The sequence below is a fragment of the Streptomyces sp. NPDC045778 genome, assembly GCF_056431945.1.
The window spans coordinates 165,558-181,353 of the sequence record NZ_JBWKJZ010000010.1; the positions used below are offsets into that span (position 1 = coordinate 165,558).

8 protein-coding genes are annotated in these 15,796 nt (G+C 75.1%); 1 reads left to right on the plus strand and 7 read right to left on the minus strand.

Going from position 1 to position 15,796, the window contains the following annotated elements:
* Positions 1-35: 35 nt before the first annotated feature.
* The 6 genes from AC07GB_RS15395 to AC07GB_RS15420 all read right to left on the minus strand — a co-directional run bounded on the left by AC07GB_RS15395 (position 36) and on the right by AC07GB_RS15420 (position 12,498).
* A complete protein-coding gene (locus AC07GB_RS15395; protein ID WP_478845475.1) occupies positions 36-1,265 on the minus strand; it encodes a cytochrome P450 in 1,230 nt (409 codons plus the stop codon).
* A gap of 124 nt (positions 1,266-1,389) precedes the next feature.
* A complete protein-coding gene (locus AC07GB_RS15400) occupies positions 1,390-2,292 on the minus strand; it encodes an aminotransferase class IV (RefSeq protein ID WP_478845477.1) in 903 nt (300 codons plus the stop codon).
* Positions 2,289-4,382: an aminodeoxychorismate synthase component I gene (pabB, locus tag AC07GB_RS15405; protein ID WP_478845479.1), complete on the minus strand. Its 2,094-nt coding sequence runs from the start codon at positions 4,380-4,382 to the stop codon at positions 2,289-2,291. The genes AC07GB_RS15400 and pabB overlap by 4 nt, the downstream gene beginning before the upstream one ends.
* A 57-nt stretch (positions 4,383-4,439) precedes the next feature.
* Entirely contained in the window at positions 4,440-10,259 is a 5,820-nt protein-coding gene (locus AC07GB_RS15410; protein WP_478845481.1) for a type I polyketide synthase, read from the minus strand.
* Entirely contained in the window at positions 10,256-11,320 is a 1,065-nt protein-coding gene (gene aroF, locus AC07GB_RS15415; protein WP_478845483.1) for a 3-deoxy-7-phosphoheptulonate synthase, read from the minus strand. The genes AC07GB_RS15410 and aroF overlap by 4 nt, the downstream gene beginning before the upstream one ends.
* 143 nt (positions 11,321-11,463) lie before the next feature.
* Entirely contained in the window at positions 11,464-12,498 is a 1,035-nt protein-coding gene (locus AC07GB_RS15420) for a 4-aminobenzoate N-oxygenase (RefSeq protein ID WP_478845485.1), read from the minus strand.
* 287 nt (positions 12,499-12,785) lie between these two features.
* Here AC07GB_RS15420 and AC07GB_RS15425 point away from each other — a divergent pair, with 287 nt between their 5' ends.
* Positions 12,786-14,303 (plus strand): AMP-binding protein, encoded by a 1,518-nt coding sequence (locus tag AC07GB_RS15425; RefSeq protein WP_478845487.1) that lies wholly within the window; start codon positions 12,786-12,788, stop codon positions 14,301-14,303.
* A 73-nt stretch (positions 14,304-14,376) separates the two neighbouring features.
* On the opposite strand, the gene AC07GB_RS15430 is transcribed toward AC07GB_RS15425, so the two are convergent.
* Positions 14,377-15,129 (minus strand): AfsR/SARP family transcriptional regulator, encoded by a 753-nt coding sequence (locus AC07GB_RS15430; RefSeq protein ID WP_478845672.1) that lies wholly within the window; start codon positions 15,127-15,129, stop codon positions 14,377-14,379.
* Positions 15,130-15,796 lie beyond the last annotated feature (667 nt).

Here is a 15,796-nt window from a genome sequence, read left to right on the forward strand (position 1 = left end):
GGGGCCCGGCGTGGTGCGTCGCGGGGCCCCTCCCCTCACGCCCCGCCGAAGCGCAGCGGCAGGGCGTCGGGCCCGGACACGCCGGTCGAGGGCCGCCAGGTGATCGGCCCGGTGACCTGGGGCGCGTCGAGGCGGGCCGTCAGCGCCACGAGCGCTTCGGCCATTTCGAGGCGGGCGAGGGCCGCGCCCAGGCAGAAGTGCGTGCCGCCGCCGAAGGCCAGGGTGCCCTGCTTGCGCTCGACCGTGATGTCGAAGCGGTCGCCGTCCTCGAACACCAGGGGGTCGCGCTGCGCGGAGTGCGCGCACAGCCACACCGGGGTCCCGGCCGGGATGAGCAGGTCGTTGAAGGTGAAGGTCTCGGCCGCCGCCTTGGTGGCGACCACGGTGGTGGTCGGGCACCAGCGCAGCACCTCCTCGACGGCCTGGGGCGCTAGTTCGGGCCGCTCGCGCAGCAGCGCCCACTGCTCGGGGTGCCGGGAGAACGCCACCATGGCGTGGCCGAGCTGGTGGCTCGTGGTCTGGTAGCCGGCGACCAGCAGGGTCGCGATGAGGGTGCGCAGCTCGCGGTCGTCGAGCGCGTCGTCCTCCTTCTGGGCGCGCAGGATGTCGGAGAACAGGTCGTCGCCGGGGTTCTCCTTGAGCTTCTGTACGACCTTCTCGAAGTAGCCGTACATGCCCGCGAGGCCCTCCTCGACCTCACCGACGCGGCTCTGGTCGGGGCCGAGCGCGAGGACCAGGTTGGTGTTCTTGCACCAGCGGCCGACGACGGCGTGGTCCTCCGGCGGGAAGCCGAGCATCTCGCACACCACGGCGGCGGGCAGCGGGTCGGCGTAGGCGGCCACGAACTCGCACGCGCCCCCGGCGGCCACGAGGTCCTCGGCGAGGCGCTCGGCGGTGGCGCGGATGAACGGCTTGAGGGCGTTGATGCGGCGGGAGGTGAACCCGTGCGTGACCAGGCCGCGCAGGCGGCGGTGGTCGGGCCCCTCCAGGCTCTGCATGAAGTCGCGCATGAACTCGCGCACCAGCCCTTCGGCGGGCCCGACGAGGTCCACGACCTCACGGAAGCCGGAGACCAGGCGCGGGTCACGGGACAGGCTGTGGGCCTCGGCGTAGCGCAGCACGAGCAGGCCGAGGGGGGTGCCCGCGATCCAGGACCGCTCCCTGGCCTCGGCGACCTCGGCGGAGTCCCACACGAACCCCGGGTCGGTGATGTCCAGGAACGGCAGGTTCTCCCAGGCGGTCTCGGTCTCTTCGACGGTCGTCATGCTCGGTCCTCTTCTCGGGGTTCGGGGAGCAAGGCGCGTGCTCGGGCGCGCTGCCGCACCGCATTGTGTTCAGGGGCTCTTGGTGCCTTCTTGAAGCGACCTTGGATCTTGGAAGAAGCGCGCGTCACAGGGGTTCGGCGGGCACGTCGGCGTACAGGGCGGTGAGCGTGGCGGTCAGGTCGGCGACCACGTGATCGGAGGTGTCCGGGGCGGCCGGGCCCTCCAGGGCGCCCGTGGCGAAGGTCACCTCGTCGACGGAGGCGACGGGCCGCACCCCGAAGGCCGCGTTGGTCGCGAACGCGGCGCGCAGCGAGCCGAGTCCGGCCAGGGCGACGGGCTCGTCCACGACGGGCACGCCGGCCGCCGCTGCCGCGTCCCGCAGCAGGCGCGCGGTCACGCCGGGCAGGCACCGCCCCCGGGGCCACAGCAGCCGGGCCCCGTCCCAGAAGCAGATGTTCCAGGTGGTGCCCTCCAGGACGTGGCCTTCGTGGTCGAGCAGCAGGGCGTCGTCGAAGCCGCGCCGCCGGACGTCCGCGCGAAGGCGCAGCGTGCCGAACAGTCCGGTGTGCTTCACCTCCGGCAGGTCCCGTACGTACGTTGCGGTCGCGAGCCGCAGCGGCGGTGCCTGGGCGGTGGTCGCGGGCCGGGTGCTGAGCAGCGCGGTCGGGGTGGCCGTGCCGGGGCCTTCGAGGGTCGTGTCCGGCGCGCACACGGTCACGCGGACCGTCACGGGTGCCTCGTGGGCGCGGGCGACGCGGCGCAGCGCGGCACGGACGCCGTCGGTGAGGCCGGTGACCGTGTCCGGGTCCGTGCCGAAGAGCGTGTGGCAGTCGTCGGCGAGGCGGCGCAGGTGCAGGCCGAGCCCGCGGACGCCGCCCCGTTCGACGCGCAGGGTGGTGAAGTGGCCGTAGTTGTAGAGGGCGAGGCCCGCCAGGTCGCCGGGGGTCGCCGGGCTCCCGTCGAGGCGGGTGACGGTCGCGGGGGCGCGGTGCGCGGCGGCCGGGGCGGGGGTGCGCGGGGCCGTCACGGGGTGCTCCGCTCGGGGTCGCCCGCCGCGTCGAGCTGGGCGTGCGCGCGCACCAGGGCGTGGCCCTTGAGGAGCACCTCGTCGAACTCGTCGTGCGGGTCCGAGTCGAGGACGATCGCGCCGCCCGCGCCGATGACCGTGCCGGTGTGCGAGGTCACCGCCGTGCGGATCACGATGTTGAGGTCGGCGCCGCCGCAGAGCCCGAAGTAGCCGATGGTGCCGGAGTAGATGCCGCGGGCCTCCTGTTCGAGGCGGTCGATGATGGCCATGGTCCGCAGCTTCGGGGCCCCGGTCATCGAACCGCCGGGGAAGCATGCCCGGACGCAGGCGACGGGGTCCACGTCGCGCCGCAGGCGGCCGCGGACGGTCGTGACGAGCTGGTGCACCGTCGCGTACGACTCGGTGACCATGTACGCGGGGACGCCGACGGAGCCCACCTCGCAGACCCGGCCGAGGTCGTTGCGGAGCAGGTCGACGATCATGAGGTTCTCGGCCCTGGTCTTCGCCGACGCGGCGAGGGAGCGGCGCAGCGCCTCGTCGCTCGCCGGGTCCGCGCCCCGGGGGGCCGTGCCCTTGATGGGCTTGCTCTCCACCGTGCCGTCGCGCTCGACGCGCAGGAACCGCTCGGGCGAGGAGCAGACGACGCTGACGTCGCCGAGGCGCAGATAGGCGGCGTAGGGCGCGGGGTTGAGGCCGCGGAGCTTCACGTGGTAGGCGAGCGGGTCCTTCAGGGGCGGCAGGCGGACCCGGTTGGTCAGGCAGATCTCGTAGCTCTCGCCGCCGCGCAGCTGGTCGAGGCAGTCCTCGATGTCGTCGACGTACGCGGCGCGGTCGCGGCTGAGGACGGCCCGGTCCGACGGCACCACGGACACCGGGGCCGGGGCGGGGGCGGGCGCGGCGCCGGGCAGCGCCCGCACCTCCCCCGCCGTGTGCGCCGCCCAGGCGCGGGCGGCGTCGAGGGCGGCGGCCTCGGGGGTGCTCAGGGCCAGGACGTAGGTCCTGTCCTCCAGGTGGTCCACGGCGACGAGGCGGTCGGCGAACAGCCACGCGGCGTCGGGGGTCTCGGCGCTGTGGACGTTCGGGCTGCCGCACTCGCCCTTGAGTTCGTAGCCGAAGTAGCCGACGTAGCCGCCGTTGAGGTCGAAGGGCAGGTCCGGCGCGGTGAGGCCGCGGGTGCGCAGCCGGCCTTGGAGCACCTCGAATATGGTGCCGGGCTCGGCGCGTTCGCCGGTGGCGTCGCGGACCGTCACGGAGGTGTCGCCGGTGCGGTAGGTGAGGGTCTCGGCGAGCGGGCCCGTGTCGTCGCCGAGGAAGGAGAACCGGGCGGCACCGACGCCGGGCGCGCTGCTGTCGAGCCAGAAGGCGTACGCGCTGTCCGCGTACCGGGAGGTGAACAGCGCCTCGGTGTCGACGGCCCGGTCCACGACCTCGACCACGGCTTCCAGCTGGGTGCTGGGGGCGCCGCCCAGGGGCGGGGACCAGCGGGCGCGCTCCAGAGGGGCCGCGGCGTAGTGGCCGCCTATGAGTTCCGCGAAGTTGCGCAGGAGCTGGGCGCCCCACTCGCTCGCGACGGACTCCGGGTGGAACTGGAGGCCCCAGCGCGGCAGGGCGCGGTGGCGCAGCGCCATCACGGTGCCGTCCTCCGCCCAGGCCGTGGCCCGCAGCGCGTCGGGCAGCGGCTCGACGACCCGCAGCGAGTGGTAGCGCACCGCGGTGAACTGCTGGGGCAGGCCGTCGAACAGGTCCTCGCCGCCGTGCCGGACCCGGGTCAGATGGCCGTGCCGGGGCGTGCCGGGCTCGACGCGGCCGCCGTAGTGGTGGGCGATCGCCTGGTGCCCCAGGCACACCCCGAGCACCGGCACGTCCGCCCAGCGGTCCAGGATCTCCTGGCAGCAGCCGAGGTCGGTGGGGCGCTGGGGGCGGCCGGGCCCCGGTGAGATCACGACGCAGTCGAACGCCGCCGGGTCGAGCCTCGCCCACGCCGGGTCGTCGTTGACCAGGACCGTCGGTTCCTTGCCGTACACCTGGGCGAGGAGCTGGAACAGGTTGTAGGTGTAGGAGTCGTAGTTGTCGATCAACAGCGCGCGCATCGGGCTTCCTTCCCCGGTTCCAGCGGGACCGGATCGTGGCGGGCGGGGCGCCGGGGCCTACTCGGCGAGCATGTCGTCGATGAGGTCGAAGACCTCTTCCCTGGTGGCCGAGCCGAGCTGGGCCAGGGCCGCCTCGTCGGCGGCAGGGCGCCCGCTGCCGGGGGCGGGCCGCGGCGGGGGCGCCTGCTCGTCCCCCGCGTCCGGTACGAGCAGCGTGCGCAGGTGCTGCCCGAGCGCCAGCGGCGTGGGGTAGTCGAAGACGAGCGTGGCGGGCAGGCGCAGGCCGGTGGCGCCGCCGAGCCGGTTGCGCAGCTGGAGCGCGCGCAGCGAGTCGAAGCCGATGTCGGTGAAGGGGCGGCGCTCGCCGACGGTCCTCGGGTCGTCGTAGCCGAGGACGGCCGCGACGTGCCCGCGGACGAGGTCGAGCAGGAACGCGTCCTGTTCGGGCGGGGTGAGGCCGGCGAGCCGGTCGGCCGGGGAGTCCTCGCCGGGCGCGTCCCCGGCGTCGGCGGTGGCGCGCCGCACCGGGGTGCGGGCGAGCCCGCGCAGCAGGGGTGACACCTCGTCGGCGGTGTCGCCGCCCAGCGCGTCCGGGTCCAGGCGCAGCGGGAACACGACAGGTTCGCCGGTGGCGCGGGCCAGGTCGAACAGGGCCAGGCCCTGGTCGCCGGAGAGCGGCTTGACGCCGGAGCGGGCGATGCGGCGTACGTCGGTGTCCGTGAGGTCGCCGGTGAGGCCGGAGCGCGCGGCCCACAGGCCCCAGCCGAGGGCGAGTCCCGGCGCGCCCGTGGCGTGGCGCCGGGCGATCAGGGCGTCCACGAAGGCGTTCGCCGCCGCGTATCCGGCCTGCCCGGCCGGGCCGAGGGCGCTGGACACGGACGAGAACGCCACCAGCGGCACGCCGGACCCGGCCGTCAGCTCGTGCAGGTGCCAGGCCGCGTCCGCCTTGGGCCGCAGCACGCGGTCGACGCGCTCCGGCGTCTGCGCGGCGAGGACGCCGTCGTCCAGGACGCCCGCCAGGTGCACGACGGCCCTCAGCGGGGCGTCGTCGGGGATCGAGGCGAGGGCGCCCGCGAGGACGTCGCGGTCCCCCGCGTCGCCGGTCACCACATGGAACTCGGCGCCCGCGGCGCGCATCTCCCGCAGGAACTCGTCCGCGCCCGCCGCGCCGGAGCGCGCCACCACCGTCAGGCGGCGCACGCCGTGCGTGACCACCAGGTGCCGGAGCAGGAGCCGGCCGAGCGTCCCGAGGCCGCCCGTGACCAGGACGGTGCCGTCGGCGCGCCAGGCCGGTCCTTCGCCGGGGCGCGCAGGGGCGGGCACGCGGGCGAGGCGCGGGGTGAGCAGGGCGCCGTCGCGCACGGCGAGCTGGGGCTCGGCGCTGTCCACGGCGGCGGGCAGCGCGGCCAGGGAGGCGGCCGTGCCGTCGAGGTCCACCAGGGCGACGCGGCCCGGGTGTTCCGACTGCGCCGACCGTACCAGGCCCCAGACGGCGGCCAGGGCGGGGTCGGGCGGCGCGTCGGAGGTGGCCGCGACCGCGTGCCGGGTGAGCACGACCAGGCGCGTGCGGGCGAGCGCGTCGTCGGCCGCCCAGTCCCGCACGGCGGCCAGGACGCGGTGGACGGCCCGGTGCGCGGCCGTGGCCAGGTCGGTGCCCGGGGGTGTCGCGGGCTCCGCGAGAACGATGACGTCGGGGACGTCGGGCGGGGTGCCGTCCGCGGCGGGCTCGGCGCGCAGGGCCGCGACGTCGGGGTGGGTGGTGCGGGCGATGCCCCGCGCGGCGAGGGCCTCGTCCACGGCGGCGTCGCAGGGCCCGATCCAGGCCCAGCGCGTGGCGACGGGATCGCGCGGCGCGGGCAGCGGCCCCGGCCGCCACTCCAGGCGCAGCAGCGTGGCGTCGGAGAGGGCCGCGGCCCGGCGCAGGGCCTCGGCGGTCACCGGGCGCATCCCGAGGGCGTCGACGCTCACGACCGGGCGCCCGGCGGGGTCGGTGGCGGTCAGGGTCAGCGTGTCCGGGCCGGTGCGCCGGACGCGGGCCCGCAGCCGGGTGGCGCCGGTGGCGTGCAGGGTGACACCGGTCCAGGAGAACGGCAGCCGCGTCGCGGCGCTGCCGAGGGGCCCGCCGGGCAGGGCCGCCGCGTGCAGCGCGGCGTCGAACAGGGCGGGGTGCAGGCCGTAGCGGTCGGTGCCGCCGGCGGCCTCGGGGAGTTCGGCCTCCACGTACAGCTCGTCGTCGAGGCGCCAGCAGCGGCGCAGGCCCTGGAGGGCGGGGCCGTAGTGGAGCCCCGTCTTGGCCAGCTCGCGGTAGCAGTCGCCGAGTTCGGCCTCTTCGGCCCCCGCGGGCGGCCAGGGGGCGGGCGGCGCGGCGGCCGGGCGGGCGGCGCGCGTCAGGGTGCCGCCGGCGTGCCGCGTCCAGGGTTCGTCGGCGGCGGCGTCGTGGGCCCGGGAGTGCAGGGTGACGGCGCGCCGCCCGGCCCCGTCGGGCCCGGAGAGGCTCAACTGGACGCGTACGGTGCCCTGTTCGGGCAGGATCAGCGGGGCTTCGAGGACCAGTTCCTCCAGGGCGTCGCAGCCCGTCTGCGCGCCGGCGTGCAGGGCGGCCTCCACGAGCGCCGTGCCCGGTACGACGACGACGTCCGCGACGGCGTGGTCGGCGAGCCACGGGTGCGTGCGCGCGGACACGCTCCCGGTGAAGAGCGTGCCGCCGCTGCCGTCCGCGAGCGGCACTGCGGCGCCGAGCAGCGGGTGGTCGACGCCGTCGAGCCCGGCCGCCGCCACGTCCGCGGCGGGCGGGGCCGCGTCCTCCAGCCAGTAGCGGCGCCGCTGGAAGGCGTACGTCGGTACGTCGGTCAGGCGCGGCGCGGTGTGCCGGAAGGCCTCCGTCCAGTCGACGGCGACCCCGTGCGCGTGCGCCTCGGCGACCGCGGTCAGGAACCGGGCGAGGCCGCCTTCGTTGCGCCGCAGCGACTCGACGGTCAGGGCCTCGTGGGCGCCGGCCTCGTCGGCGGTCTCCTGGATGCCGATGGTGAGCACGGGGTGCGGGCTCATCTCGACGTACGTGGTGTGTCCCGCGTTGAGGAGCCGGCTGACGGTGCGGTGGAACTGGACGGTGTCGCGCAGGTTGTTCACCCAGTACGCGGCGTCCAGGACCGTGGTGTCGATCGGCTCGCCGGTCACCGTCGAGTGGAAGGGCACGGTGGCCGGGCGCGGCCGGATGCCGGAAAGGGCCTCGACGAGCGTGTCCCGGATCTCCTCGACCTGGGCCGAGTGCGAGGCGTAGTCCACGGGGATGCGGCGCACGCGCACGCCGTCCCCCTCGAAGGCCGCCATGGCCTCGTCGAGGGCGGTGGGGTCGCCGGAGATCACCACGGAGCGGGGCCCGTTGACCGCCGCGACGGACACGGCGCCGCCCCACCGGGCGAGGCCGCCGCGTACCTGGTCGGCGGGGGCCACGACGGAGACCATGCCGCCGCGCCCCGACAGGACCCGCAGGGCGCGGCTGCGCACGGCGACGACGCGGGCGGCGTCGTCCAGGGAGAGCGCGCCCGCGACGTGGGCGGCGGCGATCTCGCCCTGGGAGTGCCCGACGACGGCGGCGGGCTCCACGCCGTAGGCCCGCCACAGCGCCGCCAGGGAGACCATCACCGCGAAGAGCGCGGGCTGGACGACGTCGACGCGCTCCAGGGTGGGCGCGCCCGACTCGCCGCGCAGCACCTTCGTCAGGGACCAGTCGACGTGCGGGGCGAGGCTCGCGGCGCACGCCTCGATGGACTCCTTGAACACCGGCGACGTGCTCATCAGTTCGGCCGCCATGCCCGGCCACTGGGATCCCTGGCCGGGGAACACGAAGGTGACGCGGTCGCGTGCGGTGGCGGTGCCGAGGGCGCTGTGATCGCCCTGTCCCCCGGGTCCGCCCGCGGCGAGGGCGGTGAGGCGTGCGGCGGCCCCGGCGCGGTCGGCGGCCACCACCACGGCGCGGTCCGCGAGCGCGGCCCGCGTGGTGGCGAGGGAGTACGCGAGGTCCGCGTCGGGCGCCCCGGGGTCCGCGTCGAGGAACTCCGCGATCCGCCGGGCCTGGGCCGTCAGGCCGGGCCTGCCGTTGCCCGACACGAGCCAGGGCAGGGGGCGGCCGGGCGCGTCCTCGTCGTCGGTGGCCGGCGGGGCGGGGGCCGGGGCCGCGTCGTCGGGGGCCGGGGCCGCCTGCTCCACGATGACATGGGCGTTCGTCCCGCCCACGCCGAACGAGGAGACGCCCGCGCGGCGCGGCCGCCCGGTGTCGGGCCAGGGCTCGGCCCCGGCGAGCAGCCGCACCGCGCCCGAGCCCCAGTCGACGTGCGGGGTCGGCTCGCTGATGTGCAGGCTGCGCGGCAGCACCCCGTGCCGGATCGCCATCACCATCTTGATGAGGCCCGAGACCCCGGCGGCGGCCTGGGTGTGGCCGATGTTGGACTTCAGCGAGCCGAGCCACAAGGGCTGTTCGGCGGGCCGCCCCTGGCCGTAGGTGGCGAGCAGCGCCTGGGCCTCGATCGGGTCGCCGAGCTGGGTTCCGGCGCCGTGGGCGTCCACGCAGTCCACGTCGGCGGTGGTGAGGCCGGCGTGGGCGAGCGCCTGGCGGATCACGCGCTGCTGGGCGGGGCCGTTCGGCGCCGTCAGACCGTTGGATGCCCCGTCCTGGTTGACGGCGGAGCCGCGGATCACCGCGAGGACGCGGTGCCCGTTCCTGACCGCGTCGGACAGGCGCTCCAGGAGGAGGACGCCCACGCCCTCCGACCAGCTGCTGCCCGCCGCGTCCGCGGAGAACGAGCGGCACCGGCCGTCGGGCGCGAGCCCGCGCTGCCTGCTGAACTCGACGTAGCCCCAGGGCGTCGCCATCACGGTGACGCCGCCCGCGAGGGCGAGGCGGCACTCGCCCTTGCGCAGCGACTGGGCGGCCAGGTGCAGGGAGACCAGGGAGGACGAGCAGGCGGTGTCGACGGTGAGGGCGGGCCCTTCGAGGCCGAGGGCGTAGGCGAGGCGGCCCGAGGCCACGCTCGGCATGCTGCCCACGACGCGGTAGCCCTCGGCGCTCGGCGGCACCTGCCGGATCCGGGCGCCGTACTCGCTGTACATGATGCCGACGAACACGCCGGTGCTGCTGCCGCGCAGCGAGGTCGGGTCGATCCTGGCCCGCTCCACGGCCTCCCACGCGGTCTCCATGAGGAGGCGGTGCTGGGGGTCGATCGTCACGGCCTCGCCGGGGCTGATCCCGAAGAAGTCGGCGTCGAAGTCGGCGGCGTCGTACAGGAATCCGGCGTGCCGGGTGACGCTGGTGCCGATGTGGTCGGGGTCCGGGTCGTGGGCGACGGTCCAGCCGCGGTCGCGGGGGAACTCGGAGATCGCGTCGGTCTCCGAGCGCACCAGGCGCCACAGGTCGTCCGGCGAGCGCACGTCGCCGGGAAGCCGGCAGCCCATGCCGACGATCGCGACGGGCTCGTCCACGGCCCCGTCGCCCGGAGCGGTGGCGTCGGCGGCGGGCTCGCCGAGCACCAGGGAGCACAGGTGGGCGGCGAGCCCCTCCGGCGTCGGGTAGTCGAAGAGGGCGGTCGCGGACAGGGTGATGCCCGTCGCCTCGCCGAGGCGCTCGCGCAGCCGCGCGGCGGCCCGTCCGCGCACGCCCTGCGCGCCGAAGGCCCGGGCGGCGTCGAGCGGCGCCGCATCGCTCCGGTCGAGGGCGGCCGCCGCGTGCGTGCGGATCAGGTCGAGCAGCAGCCGGTGCCGCTCGACGTCCCCGGCGTCCGCGAGCCGCCGGCGCAGTGCCCGGTCGTGGTCGCGGGCGCGGTCGTGGTCGTAGTCGCGGTCGTGTCCCTCGTTGGGCTCCATCGTCGCTTCCTTGGTCATCGGCTCACCATCGCGTGGTCGGCGACCGGCTCCATCGGGTCCGCGCTGTGCAGGATCCGGCCGGTCCGCGCCACCAGGGCGCCGAACTCCTCCGGTGTGATCGCCTGTTTGCCGTCGCACAGGGCGGTGTGGCCCGCCTCGTTGACGTCGACCATGACGCCGTCCGCGCCGGCGACGGCGGCGGCCGCGGCCAGCGGGGCCACCAGGTCACCGTGCCCGCAGGCGTGGCTGGGGTCGACGATCACCGGCAGATGGCTGAGCCGCTTCACCAGCGGCACGGCGGTGATGTCCAGGGTGAAGCGGCTCGCGTCCTCGAAGGTGCGCACGCCGCGCTCGCACAGCAGCACTTGGCCGTTGCCCGCCGCGAGCAGGTACTCGGCGCTGTGCAGCCACTCCTGGACGGTGCAGCCGAAGCCCCGCTTGAGCAGGACGGGGCGGCCGGTCAGCGCAGCCTCGCGCAGCAGCGGGTAGTTCTGGGCGTTGCGCGTACCGATCTGGAGCACCTCGGCGACCTCCGCCACGGCCTCCACGTGGGCGACGTCGACGACCTCGGTGACGACGCCGAGCCCGGTCGCCGCGGCCGCCTCGCGCAGCAGCGCGAGCCCGTCGGTGCCGAGCCCCTGGAACGCGTAGGGGGACGTACGGGGCTTGAAGGCGCCGCCCCGCAGCAGGTGCGCGCCCCGGGCCCGTACGCCCCGTGCCACGGCCATCAGCTGGTCCGCGCTCTCCACGGCGCACGGCCCGGCTATCCAGGTGAAGGAGCCGCCGCCCACGCTCCAGTCGTCGGCCACGCGGACGGCGCTGGGCTCGCCGGTGGCGGCGTAGCTGCTCAGGGGCGGTGCCTGCGCGCTGTCGACGACGGCCTCGACGGCGGCGGTGGCGCGCAGCAGGGCCACGAACTCCTCGCCGTCGGGCGAGGCGGGGGCGAGGTCGGGGAAGGTGACGAGGGCGTGGCGGCCGGCCCGGCAGTGGAACGACCGGTGTCCGTCGTGCCGCCACGCGGAGGTCAGCCGACTCTGTTCGTCGATCGGCACATGGGGGCGGAGGCGGGCAACGATCATCAGGTCACCTTTCTGCGGCGGTCGGAGGTCGGCCGTGCGAACGGCCGTTGACGGGCCGTGCGGGTCCTGCGGTGTCTTCGGGGCGCGGGAGCGGGAGCGGCCGGGTGCGGGACCCGTCCGCGTCCCGGTGCCGGGGCGCGGCCTCAGCGGGGCGTGGCCGCGCCGGGCGACCACGCGGGCCGCTCGGGGAAGGCGAAGTCGACCTCGCCGGCCAGGCCGAGCTGCTCGACCATCCGCTGCGCGCCGGAGAAGTCGCGGACGAGCCGCCGCCCGGAGGACATCGCCCGCAGGTCGCCGACGATCTCGTCGGCGCCGGGGACGCCCGCGGTGGCCAGTTCGAGCCGCAGCGTGGAGAGGTCCTGCTCGGCGAACGCCTCCAGGGCGAGCGGCAGGCAGCGCACCAGGGTGCGGCGCTGCGCGGCGTTCATGCGCGCGTACAGATTCTTGACGACCTCGGTGACGAGCGAGCCGTGCGCCGTCTCGTCCCGCAGGTGCAGGGTGGTGATCAGGGAGTGCGCGGGCTGGATCGAGTCGTCCCGGGCGAGCAGGGCGAGCAGGGCGTTGATGCAGGTCTCGGCCACCGCGCCCCACACCAGCACGGCGACCTGGCGCTCCCACTCCTCGGACATCGTCGCGAGGACCTGGCACAGCCGCCGGTAGGTGACGAGCGGGGGCTGCTCGGGCCGGCTGCGCACGCCGCGCAGTTCCCGGGTGCGGTCGATGGCGAGCATGTGCATGTAGGTGTGGAAGCTCTCGTCCACGAGGGACTGCTGTATGCCCTGACGGACCAGGGGGTCGTCGCTGCCCGGGAAGACGCCGCACATGACGAGGTCGAAGGCGGGCTCGGCGATGAGGTGCTCGGTGGCGATGACGCGTTCGTTGTAGCCGATCCACAGGCCGGTGAGGACCTGGCGCCGCTGGTCCGGGCTCGCCGCGAGGAACCGCGGGTGCTCGGCGAACGGCACGATCTCCAGCGGGTAGTCCGGCAGGGCCGGATCGTAATCGGCGCTCTCCTCCAGGGCCTCGGGCCTGGTCGTGACCGCGGCCCGGCGCGGCCAGGCCCGCACCAGGCGGCGCAGCGTCGCGCTGCCGATGCCGTTCTCCTCGACCCACCCTCGGGCGGCCCAGGTGGTCAGCACACCCGACACACCCGCCGCACCCTCTTCCTCGTCCCGCATCGTCCCTCCCCGCCTCGGCGCCCGTGGCCCGTGGCGCCGCTGCATCGTCACCGGCCGCTCTTGGCCGTTTCTTGGAGGCGACTTGGCCCCGGCGGGGCGAGGCTTTCTGGATGCGGACCGGGGATGCCAGGATGAGGCCGAGGCGCGGTGACGCGGGCGTGTGGCCCCGGCGCGGACACCGCCCGGAGTGAGCACCACCGCCGTCGGCTCCCGTCGGCGCCGCCCGGCTTCCCGGGCGCCGCACCCCTTTCTTTGCTGTCTCCGGCACCCCACTGTGAGGACGCATCATGCTGGTTCCGCTCACCATGGCCGACTTCCTCGACCGCGCCGAGGCCGCCGCCGCGGGCCGCACGGCACTCGTCGACGAGCCCGCGCAGCCGGCCGCCCCCGTGCCGACGACGACGTACGGCACGCTGCTGCGGCGCGTACGGGCCTGGCAGGCGGGCCTGGACGCGCTGGGGATCGGGGCGGGCGAGCGGGTCGCCGTCGTCAGCCCCAACTCCTCGCGCCTGCTTGAGCTGTTGTACGCCGTCACGGCGAGCGGGCGGATCTGCGTGCCGGTGAACTACCGGCTCACGCCCGAGGAGATCGCGTACATCCTGCGCCAGTGCGACGCCTCGGTCGTGTTCGTCGACCCCGACGTGGAGGCGGTCCTCGGCTCGGTCGACGTGCCGAAGCGGTTCGTCCTCGGGGAGCAGACCGAGACGGAGGTCATGCGCTTCGACGCCGAGCCGCGCCCCTGGGCGCGGCCGGACGAGAACGCGGTGGCGACCCTCAACTACACCTCGGGCACCTCCGCGCGCCCCAAGGGCGTCGCCCTGACGCACCGGAGCATATGGCTCAACGCGATGACGTTCGGCGTCCACGGGCGGATCTGGGAGGGGGACGTCTATCTGCACACCCTGCCCACGTTCCACTGCAACGGCTGGGGCGTGCCGTTCCTACTCGCCGGGCTCGGGGCGCAGCAGGTGCTGCTGCGCCGGATCGACGGTACGGAGATCCTGCGCCGGGTTGAGGAGCACGGCGTGACCCTCGCGTTCGGCGCGCCCGCCGTGTGGGACGCGGTGATCCGGGCGGCCCGCGACTGGCCGGGCGAGGTGCCAGGGCGCGGGCGGACGCGGGTGGTCTGCGCGGGCGCGCCCGTCGACGAGCGGCTCGTCGCCCAGGTGGAGGAGGGCCTCGGCTGGGAGTTCCTCCAGGTGTACGGCCTGACCGAGACGACCCTGCTCACCTTCAACCGGCGGCTTCCGGGGGCGTCAGGCAGCGGCGGCCTGACCCGCGCGGGCGCGCCCGCCCTGGGCGTGCGGATGCGCACCGGTGAGCGCGGCGAGGTCCTGGCGCGCTCGAACATGGTCCTCGACGGCTACTGGCAGGACGAGCGGGCCGACGCGGCGGCGCTGCGGGAGGGCTGGTTCCACACCGGCGACGCGGGGTCCTTCGACGACGAGGGGCATCTCCTGCTCTTCGACCGGCTCAAGGACGTCATCGTCACCGGCGGTGAGAGCGTGTCGTCGGTGGAGGTCGAGGACTGCCTCCTGAGCCATCCGGCCGTCGCGGAGGTGGCCGTCATCGGCGTGCCGGACGAGCGCTGGGGCGAGACCGTCAAGGCCGTCGTGGTGCCCGCGGCGGGGGCCGGCGCGGACGCGGACGGGATCATCGCGTACTGCAAGCGGCACCTGGCCCGGTACAAGGCGCCCACCAGCGTGGACTTCCGGGAGAGCCTGCCGCGCACGAGCAACGGCAAGGTGCGGAAGAGCCGGCTTCGCGAGCCCTACTGGGCCCACGAGGACCGGCGCATCCACTGAGGCCGTGCCCGCCGCGCCGGGGAGGAGCGCCCTCCCGGCGGGACGGGCCCCTCCTCCGGCCGGCCGCCGGCCGTCAGTGCAGCACGCACACGCGCCCGACGAACTCGTCACGGAGGATGCGGCCGAAGAGCGCACGCAACTCGCGCCCCGGGTCCACGCCCAGCTCCTGTGCGAGGGCCCTGCGTATCCGGTGGTAGACGCGGACCGCCTCCGCCTGCCGGCCCACCTCGCACAGCGCGACCATCAGGAGCCAGCCCAGGCGCTCCCGGGTGGGGTAGCGCGCGCTGAGCGCGGCCAGCTCGGCCACCACGCTGCCGTTGTCCCTGCCCCAGGCCAACTCGGCCTCCCACAGGGCCTCCCAGGTCATGAGCCGCAGCTCCTCCAGGCGGGTCGCCTCGCGCACGGCGGGTTCGTAGTCGCCCAGCTCCGCGTAGGGGGCGCCGCGCCACAGGGCCAGGGACGCCTCCAGGGCGCGGCAGGCCTCCGGGTAGCGGCCCGCCCGCAGCAGCCGCCGTCCGGCGCGCAGCTGGTCCTCGAAGCGGCAGGCGTCCACCCGCTCCGACTCCACCGCGAGCAGATAGCCCTGGGACTCCCTGCGCAGCACGCGGTTGCGGCCCCGTGGCGGACCGTCCGGCTCCAACTGGCGGCGCAGATGGGACACGTAACTGTGCAGGCTCGCCACCACGTTGCCGGGCGGGTCCGCGGGCCAGATGGCCTCCGTCAGCCGCTCGGTGCCGATCACCTGGCCGGGTGCCAGCAACAGGGCGGAGAGGACCGCGCGTTGCCGCGCGGGGCCCAGCGGAAGGGGCCCCTCGGCCGACCACACCGCCAAAGGGCCAAGGATGTTGAAGGAAAGATTACTCGGCAGCACCGTCGGAAATTGCGCAACACCTTTCACAGCTTTCACAGTCATCACGTTTTCCCCCTGGTGCCACCCGTTTTCCATGACCACCCGGTTTCCCCCTCGCGAAGATCGATACGGCGTCGGCACGGCGGTCAAGGATCCTGGCCGACCTGCTCCTGTACTTTTCGCTGCGCACTGCATGAGTAAAGAGGGGGAAGCGTTCCCCACCTGACCGCGCGTTACTCTAGGCCAGGTTCCTGAGAGGACACGCCCGGCACTGATGAGCCGCCATGGCGTAAAATTGAGGGTTCTTCAGCAGTTTCGCGCGAGATACATTGGGAAGTTGCGTAATCTCGCCGAAGATCTTGACTTCCCTCCCGTCGCAGCAGGCCCGGGGCGAGAAGAAGTCCGGGGAAACACCGAGGAGCGCGAGCACGTGCCCTGGGGCGATGAGATTGCATTGTTCACCCCTTCCCCAGAGGCGGTGAAACGATCACGCAATTCAAGACAGCCCCGCGCCCGCCGAACCGCGCCGCCGAATAGGCGGCGGCGCCGGGAGAACGCGCGCCCCTTACGGGGAGCAGAGTGGCCGATCCTCCCTGGGAAAGAGGAGATTCCGCCACCCCATTGCCGTGCGCCCACCGCCGCG

Bases quoted from the DNA above. Each gene is read 5' to 3' on its own strand.
- AC07GB_RS15425 (WP_478845487.1), top strand. From the start codon at position 12,786: ATGCTGGTTCCGCTCACCATGGCCGACTTCCTCGACCGCGCCGAGGCC.
- aroF (WP_478845483.1), bottom strand. From the start codon at position 11,320: ATGATCGTTGCCCGCCTCCGCCCCCATGTGCCGATCGACGAACAGAGT.
- AC07GB_RS15395 (WP_478845475.1), bottom strand. From the start codon at position 1,265: ATGACGACCGTCGAAGAGACCGAGACCGCCTGGGAGAACCTGCCGTTC.
- AC07GB_RS15410 (WP_478845481.1), bottom strand. From the start codon at position 10,259: ATGACCAAGGAAGCGACGATGGAGCCCAACGAGGGACACGACCGCGAC.
- pabB (WP_478845479.1), bottom strand. From the start codon at position 4,382: ATGCGCGCGCTGTTGATCGACAACTACGACTCCTACACCTACAACCTG.
- AC07GB_RS15420 (WP_478845485.1), bottom strand. From the start codon at position 12,498: ATGCGGGACGAGGAAGAGGGTGCGGCGGGTGTGTCGGGTGTGCTGACC.